Raw genomic sequence first — 14,957 nt, 5'->3', positions numbered from 1 at the left:
AGAGTACTTGGTTTGGGACCAAGGGGTCGCAGGTTCGAATCCTGTCTTCCCGATGTTTGGCGGTGTAGCTCAGCTGGCTAGAGCGTCCGGTTCATTTAATATTTATTTTAGAGAACTGAGTGTGTTCTCTTTTTTGATTCTTTGTCAACTGTAGTGGGTTGACCAATTTAACACCGAGAGAGGACAAAGTTTGTCTTCTCTCGTTTTATGGTTTTTTCTTTAGTGTAGAACACTTTATTCTTTTGTCTAGTTTAGTGTAACCGATTCACTGTTACTGCTTCTGAGCGCTGGATTGGTTCTTAGTTATTTGTAAAATTTTATGAAACGGTGGCAAAATATTTCTCAAAATGGTATACTAAAGGAAAATAAGGGAAAGTTCTATCAGGAGGTTCTTATGGCTGTTAAAGATTTTATGACCAAGAAAGTGGTGTATGTTAGCCCAGAGACGTCAATTGCTGCTGCGACAGACTTAATGCGTAAGCATAGTATCCATCGTTTGCCTGTCATTGAAAATGATAGGTTGGTTGGCCTAGTCACTGAAGGGACTATTGCTGAGGCCAGTCCTTCTAAAGCGACTAGCTTGTCTATTTATGAGATGAATTACCTGCTCAACAAGACCAAGGTTGGTCAGGTTATGATTAAGGATGTTGTGACGGTCTCTAAGTACGCTAGCTTAGAAGATGCGATTCACTTGATGTTGACCCATGGAATTGGTGTTTTGCCCGTTGTGGATGAGAAAGTCATCAGTGGTATTATCACAGATAAAGATGTTTTCAAGGCTTTTTTGAAGGTTTCAGGTTATGGGGAAGATGGTGTCCGTGTGCGCTTGCTGGCTGAAAATGGGATTGGAGTGCTAGAGCGGATCGTTCATCTTATTTCTGAAGAGAGCCTCAATATTTCTCATACAGTTAACATTCCTGGCTCTGATGGAAGGCAGATTGTTGAGGTTCAGATTGAGGGAGATTTTGATCTGGAACAGTTGAAAGCGAAGTTTTTACAAGCTGGATTTGAGGTTGATGGCATTGTTAGGACGTCTTCTAAAAAAATGCTGTAAAAGTGCTGTTTCGGAATTCAAGCCTAGGTCTAGATTGGATTATTGAAAAGTTCCCTGCTGGTCAGGGATTTTTGTTTAGATTTATTAGGAGTGTCAGCGTCTCTTGACTTGGAATTAAATGGGGCTTAGGGATAGCTTTCAGAAGTCAAACAGGCTTTTTTTTGGTATACTGAAAGAAGGAGTAAACAAGGAAAGAGGGATGTATGGTTGATTATTTAACGGTTTCTCACTTAACAAAATATTTGAAGCTGAAATTTGACCGTGATCCCTATTTGGCTAAGGTCTACCTGACAGGTCAGGTATCTAACTTTCGCAAGCGCCCTAATCATCAGTATTTTTCCATTAAGGACGAGGGAGCTGTTATACAGGCGACTATTTGGGGTGGAATTTATCAAAAACTAGGCTTTGAGCTGGAAGAAGGCATGAAAATCAATGTGATTGGCCGTGTTCAGTTATATGAGCCTAGTGGCTCTTATTCCATTGTGATTGAGAAAGCTGAACCAGATGGCATTGGTGCTTTGGCGATTCAGTTTGAGCAACTCAAGAAGCGTCTTGGTCAGGAAGGTCTGTTTAAGTCAGAGTGGAAACAGCCTTTACCACGTTTTGTAAATAAGATTGGTATCATTACCAGTCCTAGTGGAGCGGTCATTAAAGATATTATCACGACGGTTAGCAGACGCTTTCCAGGGGTTGAAATTCTTCTTTTTCCGACTAAGGTTCAGGGAGAGGGGGCTGTGGCGTCAATTGTTGACAATATCGTTCGCGCCAATGGCAGAAAAGATCTGGATCTCTTGATTGTGGGCCGTGGTGGTGGTTCCATTGAAGATCTGTGGGCTTTTAATGAGGAAGCGGTAGTTCGAGCAATTTTTGAATCGCGGTTGCCGGTGATTTCCTCTGTGGGCCATGAGACGGATACGACCTTGGCTGATTTTGTGGCGGATAGCAGAGCAGCGACCCCGACAGCAGCAGCTGAGTTAGCGACTCCGATCACTAAGGGCGATCTCATCAATCACCTGCGCCAGCAAGAAACAAGAGCCTACACGGCCAGTCTCAACCGTTTACGGTTTAAGGAAGAACGTTTGGTCAAATTGACGAAATCAATCATTTTCAGGCAACCAGAACGCCTCTATGATGGCTATTTACAGAAATGTGATTACCTAACAGAAAAACTCCAGCAGGTCATAGAGCGACGTTATCAAGAAGCGCAAAAACGAGTTCAATTCCTTCAGCAAGGCTTAAATGGAAAAAGTCTGCTTCAGCGGTTGCAAAATAATCAGGAACGTCTTGGTCAGCAAAAGCGTCTTTTGAGGAGCAATATGGCCAATCTGTACGATAGTAAGGTTCTCAAGGCAGAAAAATTAACCGAGGCTATGATGCTCCTAGATACCAGTCGAATTATAGCTAGGGGGTATGCCATGGTTTACCACGAAGGTAAGGTCTTAGAAAGTGCTCAAAATTTGAAAACAGGACAGGCAGCGACTATCCATATGCGAGATGGTCAGATAGAAGTAGAGGTAAAAAATGTCGAAATCCAAAAAAACATTTGAAGAAAATTTAGCAGAACTTGAGACAATTGTCCAACGCTTAGAGTCAGGTGATATTGCTTTGGAAGAAGCTTTATCCGAATTTCAAAAAGGGATGATGCTGTCAAAGGAACTTCAGGCTACTTTAGCTAAGGCTGAGGAAACCTTGGTCAAGGTTATGCAAGAAGATGGCACTGAGACAGAATTTCATGGATAAGACGATGTATCTAGCAAAAATTGAAACAGCTATGGCGCAATATTACCAAGAAGCAGGTATTTCCAAGCGCTTGGAGGAGGCGATTACTTACTCGTTTCAGGCAGGTGGCAAGCGGATTCGGCCAAGGTTGTTTCTGGAAACAGTCCAAGCTTTTGGGGTTGCCTTACGCGACTCCCATTATCAGGTAGCTGCTAGTCTAGAAATGCTTCATACTGGGAGCCTGATTCATGATGATCTTCCAGCTATGGATAATGATGATTACCGTCGAGGCCGTTTGACGAACCATAAGCAATTTGATGAAGCGACAGCTATTCTAGCAGGCGACAGTCTTTTTTTGGATCCCTTTGGCTTGTTAGCTCGGACAGATTTTTCTCCAGCTATCCAGATTCAATTGGTCAAAGAATTATCGGATGCGTCTGGGACACTTGGCATGGTAGCAGGGCAGATGTTAGATATGTCTTCAGAAGGTCAAGAGATTTCGTTGGAGCAGTTGCAGGTTATTCATGCCAATAAGACCGGATGCCTTCTGACATTTCCTTTTGTGGCAGCAGGGCTGGCGGCAGAAGTATCAGACCCGATCTGTGACGCACTGCGCCAGCTAGGCCAGCTGGTTGGTTTGGCTTTCCAGGTTCGAGATGATATTTTGGATCTGACAGCGGATTTCGAGGCATTGGGGAAGACACCACAGAAGGATTTAGTGGCACAAAAATCAACCTACCCAGCATTGTTGGGTTTGTCTGAATCAAGACTCTTTTTAGAGGAGACCTTGGATAAGGCACTCACCGTCATTCATCAAATTGGCGACCAGGTGCCTTTTCAAAGTCAATCATTAAAGTCAATCATAGAAGGGCTGAGATTAGATGACTAAGGAAAGAGTTGATGTATTAGCTTATCGTCAAGGGTTATTTGAAACACGTGAGCAGGCCAAGCGGGGCGTGATGGCAGGGCTTGTAGTCGCCAGCCTCAATGGGGAACGTTACGATAAGCCTGGTGAAAAAATTGAGGATAGCATTGAGCTGAAACTTAAAGGTGAAAAATTAAAATATGTTAGCCGTGGCGGTCTCAAACTAGAAAAGGCTTTGGCAACTTTTGGGATTGGTCTGGATGGACAACTGACGTTAGACATTGGAGCATCGACCGGTGGCTTTACTGATGTCATGCTTCAGGCAGGTGCTCAAATGGTTTATGCGGTTGATGTTGGAACTAACCAGTTGGCCTGGAAACTGCGGCAAGATCCTAGAGTTATCAGTATGGAGCAGTTCAATTTCCGCTATGCGACAAGACAGGATTTTTCCAAGGGCCAGCCTAGTTTTGCTTCAATTGATGTCAGTTTTATTTCCCTAAGCTTGATTTTGCCAGCTTTGAGAGAGGTCTTAGCAGACAATGGGCAAGTGGTTGCCTTGATCAAACCTCAGTTTGAAGCAGGACGTGAACAGATTGGGAAGAATGGGATTGTAAAGGATAAGGTTGTCCACCTGGCTGTTCTTGAAAAGGTGACGAATTTCATGTTGGAGCAGGGATTTACCGTAAAAAACCTTGATTTTTCACCAATTCAAGGCGGGCATGGCAATATTGAATATTTGGCCCATTTGCAAAAGACAAATCGAGTTGAGAATCTTTATCAAGAAGAGTTAAAGGATCTGGTCGCCAGATCCCATAAGGAGTTTAAGGATGAATAAAAAAGAACGTTTGCAACTGATTAGTGATATGGTTAGCCGCTACCCAATCGACACTCAGGAGGAAATTGTCAGCCGCTTGCTTCAGGCGGGATTAAAGGCGACACAGGCAACCGTTTCTAGGGACATTAAAACCTTAGGCATTGTCAAAATTCCTAGTGAGCATGGCTATATTTATGGCCTCCCAAATGGGCATGGTAAGACTAACCGCCTGAAGTTGCGCTATATTTTGGCTTGCAAGAGCCAGGACCAGATGATTCATATTGATGTGGAGCCAGGGACGATGGCTGTTGTGAAGCGTCAACTTTTAGATAGGCTAAAAGACGCTATTTTTAGTCTGGTGGGAGATGACGATAGCCTGTTAATGGTGGTCAAAACAGGTGAGAATGCTCAGGAGATTCTCCGACAAATTGAGGAACTGTAAGATGTTACTAGCGCTTTCTATTAAAAATTTTGCGATTATTGAACAGATTTCACTGGATTTTCAGACTGGTATGACCGTCTTGACAGGAGAAACAGGCGCGGGCAAATCTATCATTATTGATGCGATGAATATGATGCTTGGTGCAAGAGCAACAACGGAAGCCATTCGACATGGGGCAGATAAGGCGGAAATTGAGGGCTTCTTTTCCGTAGAGGAGGCTTCTGAAATCGCAGATATCCTTGAGGAGCAAGGAATAGAAGTGGGGCAGGAGCTGATTATTCGTCGAGAAATTTTTCAAAACGGTCGTAGTGTTAGCCGCATTAATGGCCAGATGGTCAATTTATCTGTTTTGAAAGCAGTCGGTTATCACTTAGTAGATATTCATGGTCAGCATGATCAAGAAGAGCTGATGCGTCCTCAGCATCATATTGGCCTGTTAGACCAATTTGGAACAGCAAGTTTCAAAAACTTGAAACTCACCTACCAAGAGACCTTCGAACAGTATCGACACCTGCGTCAACAAGTGATTGCTAAGCAAAAAAATGAGCAGGAAAACAAGGCGCGTTTGGAAATGCTTCGTTTTCAATTGTCAGAAATTGAGGCGGCTGAGTTGATAGCTGGTGAAGATCTAGCTCTGATGCAAGAGCGTGACCGACTGCTCAATCACAAAATGATCGCGGATACCTTGACGAATGCCCATACCATGTTAGCTGATGAAGAATTGGCGACCTTGGATCATTTGCGCTCTGCTATGAATGATTTACAGAGTTTGGAAGAGTTTGAGACAGACTATCAGCAGTTGGCTAATCAGGTGGCAGAAGCTTATTACAGTCTGGATGATGTAGCCAAGCGTTTGGATGGGATTTTGGATCACTTGGATTTTGATGGCAATCGCTTTATGCAGGTTGAAGCGCGTTTGGATCTGTTGAGTAGTATCAGCCGGAAATACGGTGGCAGTGTTGATGATGTTCTGGCTTATTTTCAGCAGATTAGTCATGAATACCAATTACTGACAGGTGAATTTCCTGATCAAGGACAAGCAGAGTATGCTTTGAAAGAACTTGAAAAAGAATTGGTTAGTCAGGCTAAGGCTTTGAGCGATGCTCGTCATTTCCTCGCCCAACAGCTGGAAGACGATATCAAGCAGGAACTCAAAGAGCTTTATATGGAGAAGGCCGATTTTCAGGTGCAATTTACCAAAGCAAAATTCAGTAAATCGGGCAATGAGCAGGTGGAGTTTTATATTTCAACCAACCCTGGTGAAGGTTTTAAACCGCTGGTTAAAGTCGCTTCTGGTGGGGAATTGTCCCGCTTAATGTTAGCCATTAAGGCAGCTTTTTCGCGTCAGGAAAACAAGACGTCTATCGTTTTTGATGAAGTAGATACTGGAGTTTCAGGGCGCGTGGCCCAAGCTATCGCTCAAAAAATCCATAAGATTGGTCAAGCAGGACAGGTGCTGGCTATCTCTCACCTGCCACAAGTTATTGCTATTGCGGACTATCAGTTTTTTATCGAGAAGCAATCTAGCGATACAAGTACCGTATCAACTGTTCGTTTACTGGCTCAGGAAGAACGTGTCGAAGAAATTGCCAAGATGCTGGCTGGTCAGGATGTCACAGAGACAGCTAGACAACAGGCTAGAGAACTGTTAGCAAGTTCTCAATAGGGCTGGTTTAGCAGTTGATAACTGGACGAGCATATCTATAGCGACAGATCGACAATCTTTTTGATAAAGGAAAAACTCTTAGAGGTGACTGATCATCAGTATTTCTAAGAGTTTTCTATTGTTAGAAGATAATGAGAGATGCTCGAACAATGATTGAACAGTATATTTTTTGATTTATTCCAGTTGAGTCTCTTTCTCTGGAACAGTTTCCCACTATCTGAGATATTTGAGCCTTCTTTTCATCTAAACGTTTTCAAAATCATAACACAGTCGTCCCGCTTGGAAGTATTTGAAAGGAGTTGGGCGTTTTTAGAGTTCCTCAGATTAATTCCAGATGTTTAAACGCTTGATAGATACCATCTTCATCAACGCCTGTTGTGATATAATCGGCGGCAGCTTTTGCTTCTGGACCACCACTTCCCATAGCGACGCTCTGGGCGCAATACTGAAACATCGGGATATCAATTTTAGCGTCTCCAAAAGCGATCGTATTTTTCTTGTCTGCCCCTAGATAGTTGAGGAGTTGGTCAATCGCAAAGGCTTTATCAATGCCTTTGACACCGACATCCCCAAAGAGGGCAACCTCTCCCTTTCCACCCCAAGTATTGACTTCAAATTGACTAAAGTGTGTCTTGGCATCAAGGTAATCTTGGTAACTTTCAAGAATGAAAGAAATTTTGTTAACATCATCTCGGTAGTAATTAGTGCTGTCAAACACCATGCCGTGCATAACTGTTTTAGCAGTTACGTCCTGAACATTATCCATCCCTTTGCGTTTACAATATTCTTGTAATACAGGAATGGAGCGTTCAAAGAAGTTTTCAGAAGCATAGAGTCCGCTGTTGCTTTCTAAATAGAATTCTAAGCCATGAGCATGCAGATAGTCCACAATCTCTGTACACTCCGCAAGGCTTAACGAATTGTGGTAGATGACCTGATTATCTGATTCGATGTAATTTCCATTGCCACCAATCATGCCATCAATGCCGATGTCCCAGATTTCTGGTTGCATTTCAGCTCGGCTCCGACCTGTACAGGCATAGACCCTGTGGCCATTTTGGCGCGCTAACTTGATGGCTTCGATAGCAGAAGCAGGAATTTCATTTTCGTAATTAACCAATGTGCCGTCAACATCTAGAAAAATAACCTGTGACATGTAGTGACCTCGTTTCTTAATGTAATTATATTATAAAAAAGGAAGGGCAAATTAGCTCGTATTAAAAAAGGGAAAATTGATACTATTCTATGATATCTAAAGATCAAGCAGGTGGTAACCTGAAGGTAAGCGTTTCAAGAAAAATATGGTATAATGGAAGCAATAAAATAAAGTGAGAAAAAATATGCACATTGAAATCTACGATGAAACCAATCAGGTTAGCCAAGCGATTTTAAGGCAGACGGTTGAGGTATTGGAGGCTGCTGCTAAGCGGTTAGGGACAGAAAACAAAGAAATGGCAGTAACCTTTGTGGATAATGTTAGAAGCCATGAATTGAATCTCCTTTATCGAGAGACGGATCGTCCGACGGATGTGATCAGTTTGGAGTATAAGCCGGAAGAAAGTATTATCTTTGACGCAGAAGATCTGGCGGATAATCCAGATTTGGCCGAGCTGATGGGAGAGTTTGATAGTTACATTGGTGAACTTTTTATTTCTGTTGATAAGGCGAAGGAACAGGCTGAGGATTACGGGCATTCGTTTGAGCGGGAGATGGGATTTTTAGCAGTACACGGCTTTCTCCACATCAATGGCTATGACCACTATACGCCAGAGGAAGAGGCAGAAATGTTTGGCTTGCAAGAGGAGATTTTGACAGCTTATGGACTCACACGATGATAAAAAAGAAGCGTTACGAATTTTTAATCCTGAGCAATTTCGCCAAGATCCTCCGCACTATTCCTATGAGGAAGAGGGGATTGATCAGCACTGGAAGAATAGGCATTTTTTATCCAGTTTAGACTTCGCCTTGACCGGGATCAGAACAGCGATTCGAGATGAACGCAACATGAAGAGTCATCTGGTAGGAGCTGTTTTGGTTTTTGGGTTTGGGGTGCTCTTTAGCTTGGAATTAGTGGAATGGCTGTTTATTTGCTCCGCTATTTTTGGGGTTATCGTGTTAGAATTGCTCAATTCGGCTATCGAAAATCTAGTAGATTTGGTCTGTGGGAAAAATTTTTCAACCTTTGCTAAAAATGCTAAGGACATGGCAGCAGGTGCTGTCTTGCTGACCTCTATTTATGCCCTGATCGTCGGTATCATTATCTTTTTGCCCAAGTTATGGGCTCTGCTCTCCTGAGAAAGGACCATTATGACGCAAGATTATATTTCTTATATCCGCTCAAAAGTTGGACATGACAAGATTATGCTGACCTTTGCTGGTGGGATTTTGACCGATGATGCTGGTAGGATTTTACTGCAAAAACGTGGGGATTTTGGCAAATGGGGTCTACCAGGCGGGGATTGTGTCATAATAATGACAGGTGCTTAAAACGCTGTTAAATCAAGGATTTGAGCGTTCTACAAGATATAAATACTGTAAAAAGATCCGAAAGAGTGATATAATTTAAAGTGGAGGATGTTACCATGAAAATTAATGCTGTAGATTTATTTTGCGGTGTTGGAGGGTTGACCTGCGGTATTCAGCAAGCAGGTATAAATGTTGTTGCTGGTTATGATATAGATTCTCGTAGTCAATTTGCTTATGAATTTAACAATAATGCGAAATTCATATTGAAAGATGTTAAGGCAATTGATAATCAGGAAATTAGTAATCTTTATCCTGACGATACTGATATAAAAATTTTAATGGGTTGTGCTCCATGCCAACCCTTTTCGACATATAGCCATAAATATAAGAATAATGAAAACACACTTCAGAAGATGGATCTTTTAGATTATTTTGGTCAACAAATTGAATATGTTCAACCGGATATTGTTTCCATGGAAAACGTTCCTCAGATGGTTAAAGAGAAGGTGTTTGATAACTTTATCCAAATTTTGAAAGATAATAATTATTCAATTGATTATAAGGTAGTTTACGCCCCAGAGTATGGTGTTCCACAAAAAAGAAAACGCCTATTACTTTTAGCCTCGAAATTAGGAGAGATAAAATTACTGCCTCCTCAATTTGCTAAAGATAGTTACCCAACACTGAGGGAGACAATTGGAAATTTACCAAAACTAAAGGCGGGAGAGACTAATTTGAAGGACCCTCTACATAGAAGTAGGAAACTTTCTGAACTAAATATGAGAAGGATAAAACAATCAAAACCAGGTGGAAGTTGGAAGGATTGGGATGAAGAACTTTTACTTGAAGCCTATAAGAAAAAGAGTGGAGCATCATTTGGTTCTGTTTATGGTCGTTTAGAATGGGATAAACCTTCTAATACAATAACAACACAGTTTCCTGGTATTGGGAATGGTCGTTTTGGTCACCCAGATCAAGATAGAGCGTTGAGTTTGCGTGAGGGAGCGATGCTACAAACTTTTCCAAAGAATTATCTTTTTACAGAACCTGAACTTGGTGGAAATTACCCTATTGCACAAGTTGCGTTACAAATTGGTAATGCTGTTCCACCTAAGTTGGGAGAGGTAATTGGTAGAAGTATATTAAATCATTTGGAGAACGTATAATGAAAAAAGAATATCCAATTCAAATTAGTCCAGAAATATTAGAATTATTGGGGCCTAGTTTGTACACTAATATTTATTATGTACTAGCAGAACTAGTAGCTAATAGCTATGATGCTGATGCTGAAAATGTTTGGATTAGTTTTTCGGATTCTGTAATTATCATTGAGGATGATGGAAAGGGAATGACATATGATGAGACACGAGAAAAGTACTTATCTGTGGCTAAACCAACTCGAGTTGATGAAAATAGCTCAAAAAGTGAGAAATATAAACGACCTAAAATGGGGAGAAAGGGAATTGGTAAACTAGCGGCATTAGCTGTTTCTAGCAGAGTAAAAGTGATGACGAAATCAGGCGGCGATAAATCGGGATTCTGGTTAACGAGAACTGTTCCAGATAACGGGAAATTAAAGGCGATTTCTGAAGATGAAATGAATTTTGATTATATCACTGAATCTGGGACAAGGATTGAGATGCTGGACTCAGAGTTTGAAATTCCTAAGCTGTCCAAGACTATAAAAAACAACCTTTCAAAGTTTTTCCCTCAACTGAGCGATAATAAAGAGAATCCTTTTGCAATTCATATCAAGGGGATAGATGGAAAAAATGAAACTTCAAGAAAGTTTGTAGATTCTTTGGCTACCTCCTTGGACTCTCTTATCATATTTGGGAAAGATGAGTATGGAATTCTTGATAAATTTAAAAATAAATCCCCTAAATACGCAAATGATAATTATTTATTAAAGGACCCTGTCAAAAAAGACTATTCAATAAAAAACAGGTTAGGTGAAATTAAAGATAGAACTCTGGAAGTAAAAGGATGGATAGGTACATATAGTACTACAAGAGGTTTGAAAGAAAAAGAATCATCTGATTTTCCAGACAATTTTCTAGCAATATATTCTCATGGAAAATTAGGTCAATTTAATGTTTTAAACGAAATTGGTCAAAACAGATTGAATGAAGTTTATGTTGTGGGACAATTATATGTAGATGAATTTGAAGAAACAGATTTACCTGATATGGCATTGAGTAATAGACAAGGATATAAGAGCGACGATGTTCGTTATAAAATATTCTTGGAGGCTGCATCAGATATATTAAACCAAGTGCTCAGAAAAAAAGATTTAGCAATTAAAGCTAAGAATAAAGATAAAGTAGAAAGTAAAAAGAAACAAAAACGAAAAGCTGAGGATGAATTTGCAAAAAAAGCACAAGAAGTACTTGAAACGTTTAATAAAGCTGTTCCAAACAACACATTGAATCCTAATATAGCCAATAAAATGTTCAAGCAATTAGGAATGAAAAAAATAAAGGTTGATAATGAATCTAGAAAAATTTTGCTTAGCCATACTCGGCAGGATCAAAAACTAAATAATATTTTATATGGTTTATTATTATTCAATGGCTTCAGTGAGGAAGAAATCATTTATACTAGTGACCCAGAGAATCGCTCGGTAGTTCCTTACGGACAAAATATATGGGATTATTTTCGAGAATTTTTCATAAATAGTTACTCAAATAAACCAATCTATGTTTTATATGTACATTCTAATAACTCTGCAAAAAAAAGAGGTGTTTTACTTGAAGTAGGTGCCGGTTGGGTTGTTAAAACGAAGCATGGGATTATTAAAGCTGGTAAAGAAGAACCTGCGGCCCCTCTAGTGACAACAACAGTGCATCCTAATGTTTATATTGATGATAATGCTGAACGTGTGGTAACAACTGACAATCACTTCGGAGCACTTCATTCGCTTCTAAATGAAGTTTGTAGTATGTTTGATAAATCACTTAGAACATTGGAAGAAAACAAGGAAGAATATCAGAAATTAGGTGGCGAAATTTTAAACGAATCTAATTTTGTTAATTTTTTTAATAATAAGGAGACGATAAATGAAAGAAACAAAATCTAAACATATTGATTTAGTTCAATCAATAATTACTAGGATGGCACAAAATTCTTTTGTAATTAAGGGGTGGATGATTACAATTGTTGTAGGATTGTTTTTATTCTTACAAAATGATAATCTAAAAAATAATTTTCTAATATATCTTTTTCCGATTATTGGCTTTTGGCTTCTAGATTCGTATTATTTATGGCAAGAGAGACTATACAGAAAACTCTATGCAAGTCTTATTAGTGACTTAAAAGGAGACTCTGATTTAAAATTATCAGTAGAAGAATTTAAAAATTGTACAAAATATTTATCAGCATTATTTTCAATCACAGAAATTTTAACATATTTACCAGTTACGTTGTCTGTATTTTTAATTTTATGTTCTAAAAATTAGGTAATAATATTTTAAGTTTGGGATGAAAAATAAATGAAGAGTTAGTATGCTACGCAGTCAAGAAGTGATTTTTACCAACCTTTGCAAGATTCGTGATGGCGATAAGGTTGTCGTTATGGAGCGACTCAAGCAAGACTGGCCAGGTGTTGCTTTCCCAGGTGGCTGGTGCGATATGGACTGCTCTGCTATGGACAATACCATCAAGGAAGTCAAGGAAGAAGCAGGTCTGGATGTCGAAGCCTACCGTCTTGTGGCGATTTTAGACAAGCACAAGAACCAGCCTAGTCGGTCGGCCCATCACGTGACTAAGATCTTTTTCCTCTGCCGCAGTTTAGGTGGGCAGTTCGTCCCTAACAGCGAAACCTTGGACAGTCGCTATTTTGACCTAGATGACCTGCCAGACCTCTCGCTCAATAAGACGACTAAGGAGCAGATTGAGCTGTGTTATGAGACTTGCCAAGCAGAGCACTGGGAAGCAGTGTTTGATTGAGGAGGGATGAATGATTTGGGTAAAGGATGTTGAACTTATCGGTGGTGGCCCAGAGGGAGGTGCAGAGGTCTGGTTGACGGATGGGACATTCGTTTGCTGCTGCTTTGCCTGGCCTTATTACGGTAAAATCGGGGATGTCTACGATGATGGTCCAATCACATGGTTGATGACGGATGACGTTGAACGCAGCGATGTTGATTTTCCCATTCTAAAACATCTCGGTAACTGGGAACATTTTGTGGTTGGCAAGCTAGTAGATCGGCACAGAGAACTGATTCAGGTGGGGGAGTTTTTATTTGATATGGAAGATACAATTCCAAAGGACATACAGGAAGGTGAATATGTTGAGTTTAAGGCTGACCGACCAGATATATATTAATCAGAAAGGCGGAAACTATGCCAACAACGGAAAATGTCGTATTGACCAACATGTGTATGGTGACAGATGGTACCAAGGTCTTGGTGCAAAACCGTAAAGACCCTGATTGGCCTGGGTTAGTTTATCCAGGTGGTGCTATGGAGCTCGGTGAAAGCTCTCTGGAAACAGCCATTCGTGAGTTTGCTGAGGAGACAGGCATTAAGGTGACTGCCAAACGCCTGCTTAATGTTTATACGAATAGCGAGCATCATTATCCCAACGGTGATATTTGCCAGTCCGTCACCTTTATCTATGAAATGGTAGCAGAAGAGAGCTATGACATTAGCACTCACCGTGATGATGAAAGTCTAGAGTTACGTTTTTTCACAAAAGAGGAGATTGACCAGTTGGATATGGCTTTTGACAGCCACCGTTTGATGATTGAAGAATATGTGTCTGGCAGCTTTGCCATGGGACACTGAAAGTAATAGAAAATGAAAGGAGTGGGACGGGTTTGTGTTCCAACTGAACACGGACTAAAAGCTGTGTCAAAAAGATGAACGACCTCGAAAATCCGGATTTTCGGGTCATTCCCTATTTTGACTTTGCTTTTGACGTCCTTTGTATCTTAAGTTATGTTTAAATCAGGATTTGTAGCGATTTTAGGTCGGCCAAATGTCGGCAAATCAACCTTTTTGAATTATGTGATGGGGCAAAAAATTGCCATCATGAGTGACAAGGCGCAGACGACCCGTAATAAGATTATGGGGATTTACACAACTGAGACGGAGCAAATCGTCTTTATCGATACGCCAGGGATTCATAAGCCCAAGACAGCTCTGGGGGATTTTATGGTAGATGCGGCCTACTCGACCCTGCGTGAGGTGGAGACGGTGCTCTTCATGGTGCCTGCTGATGAGAAGCGGGGCAAGGGCGACGACATGATTATTGAGCGCCTGAAAAAGGCCAATATTCCTGTGATTTTGGTGATTAACAAGATTGACAAGGTGCACCCTGACCAGCTCTTGGAGCAGATTGATGACTTCAGGAGTCAGATGGACTTCAAGGAAATTGTGCCGATTTCAGCCACTCAAGGGAACAATGTTAATCGCCTGATGGAGATTCTCAAGGACAATCTGGAAGAGGGCTTCCAGTATTTCCCAGAAGATCAGATAACGGACCATCCCGAGCGCTTCTTGGTGTCGGAGATGATTCGGGAGAAGGTCTTGCATTTGACCCGAGAGGAAATTCCGCATTCGGTAGCGGTGGTCATCGAGTCTATGAAGCGAGATGAGGAGACCGACAAGGTTCATATTCAAGCCACCATCATGGTTGAGCGAGACAGCCAAAAAGGCATTGTCATCGGAAAAGGTGGTGCCATGCTGAAAAAAATCGGCTCCCTTGCCCGCCGTGACATCGAACTCATGCTAGGCGACAAGGTCTTCCTCGAAACCTGGGTCAAAGTCAAGAAAAATTGGCGCGACAAAAAACTTGACCTCGCTGACTTTGGATATAATGAGAAAGAGTATTGAGGCCGGGCAAAAACTAGCCTCAAAATCAAACCACACCGTGATTTCTGTCTTGAAAACAATCAAGATGAAAGAATCACTGTGTGGTTTTTGAGT

17 protein-coding genes and 1 pseudogene are annotated in these 14,957 nt (G+C 41.0%); 17 read left to right on the top strand and 1 reads right to left on the bottom strand.

Annotated features, from left to right (window positions below):
- Positions 1-394 precede the first annotated feature (394 nt).
- The 7 genes from ABID29_RS11575 to recN all read left to right on the top strand — a co-directional run bounded on the left by ABID29_RS11575 (position 395) and on the right by recN (position 6,560).
- On the top strand, positions 395-1,054 hold the full coding sequence (locus ABID29_RS11575) for a CBS domain-containing protein (RefSeq protein ID WP_354366273.1): 660 nt from the start codon (positions 395-397) through the stop codon (positions 1,052-1,054).
- A gap of 203 nt (positions 1,055-1,257) precedes the next feature.
- A complete protein-coding gene (xseA, locus tag ABID29_RS11570) occupies positions 1,258-2,601 on the top strand; it encodes an exodeoxyribonuclease VII large subunit (RefSeq protein WP_354366272.1) in 1,344 nt (447 codons plus the stop codon).
- A complete protein-coding gene (locus tag ABID29_RS11565; RefSeq protein WP_168549984.1) occupies positions 2,576-2,794 on the top strand; it encodes an exodeoxyribonuclease VII small subunit in 219 nt (72 codons plus the stop codon). The genes xseA and ABID29_RS11565 overlap by 26 nt, the downstream gene beginning before the upstream one ends.
- A complete protein-coding gene (locus ABID29_RS11560) occupies positions 2,787-3,662 on the top strand; it encodes a polyprenyl synthetase family protein (RefSeq protein ID WP_354366274.1) in 876 nt (291 codons plus the stop codon). Before ABID29_RS11565 ends, ABID29_RS11560 begins: the two co-directional genes overlap by 8 nt.
- The gene (locus ABID29_RS11555; RefSeq protein ID WP_354366271.1) at positions 3,655-4,473 is read left to right on the top strand and encodes a TlyA family RNA methyltransferase; all 819 of its coding nucleotides are present in this window, start codon (positions 3,655-3,657) and stop codon (positions 4,471-4,473) included. The genes ABID29_RS11560 and ABID29_RS11555 overlap by 8 nt, the downstream gene beginning before the upstream one ends.
- A complete protein-coding gene (locus tag ABID29_RS11550) occupies positions 4,466-4,894 on the top strand; it encodes an arginine repressor (protein WP_354366270.1) in 429 nt (142 codons plus the stop codon). Before ABID29_RS11555 ends, ABID29_RS11550 begins: the two co-directional genes overlap by 8 nt.
- Position 4,895: 1 nt before the next feature.
- Positions 4,896-6,560 carry a DNA repair protein RecN gene (gene recN / locus ABID29_RS11545; RefSeq protein WP_354366269.1) on the top strand — a complete coding sequence of 555 codons (1,665 nt, stop codon included), beginning with the start codon at positions 4,896-4,898 and terminating at the stop codon, positions 6,558-6,560.
- A 319-nt stretch (positions 6,561-6,879) separates the two neighbouring features.
- Here recN and ABID29_RS11540 read toward each other — a convergent pair whose 3' ends face one another.
- Positions 6,880-7,716: a Cof-type HAD-IIB family hydrolase gene (locus tag ABID29_RS11540; protein ID WP_354366268.1), complete on the bottom strand. Its 837-nt coding sequence runs from the start codon at positions 7,714-7,716 to the stop codon at positions 6,880-6,882.
- 184 nt (positions 7,717-7,900) lie between these two features.
- On the opposite strand from ABID29_RS11540, the gene ybeY reads away from it, so the two are divergent.
- The 10 genes and pseudogenes from ybeY to era all read left to right on the top strand — a co-directional run bounded on the left by ybeY (position 7,901) and on the right by era (position 14,864).
- Positions 7,901-8,395, top strand: a complete 495-nt coding sequence (ybeY, locus tag ABID29_RS11535; RefSeq protein WP_168548040.1) for an rRNA maturation RNase YbeY — start codon at positions 7,901-7,903, stop codon at positions 8,393-8,395.
- Positions 8,379-8,855: a diacylglycerol kinase family protein gene (locus ABID29_RS11530; protein WP_354366267.1), complete on the top strand. Its 477-nt coding sequence runs from the start codon at positions 8,379-8,381 to the stop codon at positions 8,853-8,855. The genes ybeY and ABID29_RS11530 overlap by 17 nt, the downstream gene beginning before the upstream one ends.
- Before the next feature lie 12 nt (positions 8,856-8,867).
- Positions 8,868-9,017: pseudogene (locus ABID29_RS11525) on the top strand (DNA mismatch repair protein MutT); the annotation flags it as partial.
- Between the two features lie 125 nt (positions 9,018-9,142).
- Complete coding sequence (locus ABID29_RS11520) at positions 9,143-10,192, top strand: DNA cytosine methyltransferase (RefSeq protein WP_354366266.1); 1,050 nt, start codon at positions 9,143-9,145, stop codon at positions 10,190-10,192.
- A complete protein-coding gene (locus ABID29_RS11515; protein WP_354366265.1) occupies positions 10,192-12,105 on the top strand; it encodes an ATP-binding protein in 1,914 nt (637 codons plus the stop codon). The genes ABID29_RS11520 and ABID29_RS11515 overlap by 1 nt, the downstream gene beginning before the upstream one ends.
- Positions 12,086-12,484 (top strand): hypothetical protein, encoded by a 399-nt coding sequence (locus tag ABID29_RS11510; protein ID WP_354366264.1) that lies wholly within the window; start codon positions 12,086-12,088, stop codon positions 12,482-12,484. Before ABID29_RS11515 ends, ABID29_RS11510 begins: the two co-directional genes overlap by 20 nt.
- A 46-nt stretch (positions 12,485-12,530) precedes the next feature.
- Positions 12,531-12,974, top strand: coding sequence for an NUDIX domain-containing protein (locus ABID29_RS11505; protein ID WP_354366263.1), 444 nt, complete (start codon positions 12,531-12,533; stop codon positions 12,972-12,974).
- A 10-nt stretch (positions 12,975-12,984) separates the two neighbouring features.
- The gene (locus ABID29_RS11500) at positions 12,985-13,353 is read left to right on the top strand and encodes a hypothetical protein (RefSeq protein ID WP_354366262.1); all 369 of its coding nucleotides are present in this window, start codon (positions 12,985-12,987) and stop codon (positions 13,351-13,353) included.
- Between the two features lie 17 nt (positions 13,354-13,370).
- The gene (locus ABID29_RS11495) at positions 13,371-13,814 is read left to right on the top strand and encodes an NUDIX domain-containing protein (protein ID WP_354366261.1); all 444 of its coding nucleotides are present in this window, start codon (positions 13,371-13,373) and stop codon (positions 13,812-13,814) included.
- A gap of 153 nt (positions 13,815-13,967) precedes the next feature.
- On the top strand, positions 13,968-14,864 hold the full coding sequence (era, locus tag ABID29_RS11490) for a GTPase Era (RefSeq protein WP_018369130.1): 897 nt from the start codon (positions 13,968-13,970) through the stop codon (positions 14,862-14,864).
- Positions 14,865-14,957: the final 93 nt, after the last annotated feature.

This window comes from Streptococcus rupicaprae (genome assembly GCF_040545225.1).
Lineage (GTDB): Bacteria > Bacillota > Bacilli > Lactobacillales > Streptococcaceae > Streptococcus > Streptococcus rupicaprae.
Note: the sequence above shows the minus strand (reverse complement) of the source record. Positions and strands in the feature narration are given on the sequence as shown.

Bases quoted from the DNA above. Each gene is read 5' to 3' on its own strand.
- ybeY (WP_168548040.1), top strand. From the start codon at position 7,901: ATGCACATTGAAATCTACGATGAAACCAATCAGGTTAGCCAAGCGATT.
- ABID29_RS11505 (WP_354366263.1), top strand. From the start codon at position 12,531: ATGCTACGCAGTCAAGAAGTGATTTTTACCAACCTTTGCAAGATTCGT.
- ABID29_RS11495 (WP_354366261.1), top strand. From the start codon at position 13,371: ATGCCAACAACGGAAAATGTCGTATTGACCAACATGTGTATGGTGACA.
- ABID29_RS11515 (WP_354366265.1), top strand. From the start codon at position 10,192: ATGAAAAAAGAATATCCAATTCAAATTAGTCCAGAAATATTAGAATTA.
- ABID29_RS11575 (WP_354366273.1), top strand. From the start codon at position 395: ATGGCTGTTAAAGATTTTATGACCAAGAAAGTGGTGTATGTTAGCCCA.
- ABID29_RS11560 (WP_354366274.1), top strand. From the start codon at position 2,787: ATGGATAAGACGATGTATCTAGCAAAAATTGAAACAGCTATGGCGCAA.
- ABID29_RS11565 (WP_168549984.1), top strand. From the start codon at position 2,576: ATGTCGAAATCCAAAAAAACATTTGAAGAAAATTTAGCAGAACTTGAG.
- ABID29_RS11500 (WP_354366262.1), top strand. From the start codon at position 12,985: ATGATTTGGGTAAAGGATGTTGAACTTATCGGTGGTGGCCCAGAGGGA.
- ABID29_RS11510 (WP_354366264.1), top strand. From the start codon at position 12,086: ATGAAAGAAACAAAATCTAAACATATTGATTTAGTTCAATCAATAATT.
- xseA (WP_354366272.1), top strand. From the start codon at position 1,258: ATGGTTGATTATTTAACGGTTTCTCACTTAACAAAATATTTGAAGCTG.
- ABID29_RS11555 (WP_354366271.1), top strand. From the start codon at position 3,655: ATGACTAAGGAAAGAGTTGATGTATTAGCTTATCGTCAAGGGTTATTT.
- ABID29_RS11540 (WP_354366268.1), bottom strand. From the start codon at position 7,716: ATGTCACAGGTTATTTTTCTAGATGTTGACGGCACATTGGTTAATTAC.
- ABID29_RS11520 (WP_354366266.1), top strand. From the start codon at position 9,143: ATGAAAATTAATGCTGTAGATTTATTTTGCGGTGTTGGAGGGTTGACC.
- recN (WP_354366269.1), top strand. From the start codon at position 4,896: ATGTTACTAGCGCTTTCTATTAAAAATTTTGCGATTATTGAACAGATT.
- era (WP_018369130.1), top strand. From the start codon at position 13,968: ATGTTTAAATCAGGATTTGTAGCGATTTTAGGTCGGCCAAATGTCGGC.
- ABID29_RS11550 (WP_354366270.1), top strand. From the start codon at position 4,466: ATGAATAAAAAAGAACGTTTGCAACTGATTAGTGATATGGTTAGCCGC.
- ABID29_RS11530 (WP_354366267.1), top strand. From the start codon at position 8,379: ATGGACTCACACGATGATAAAAAAGAAGCGTTACGAATTTTTAATCCT.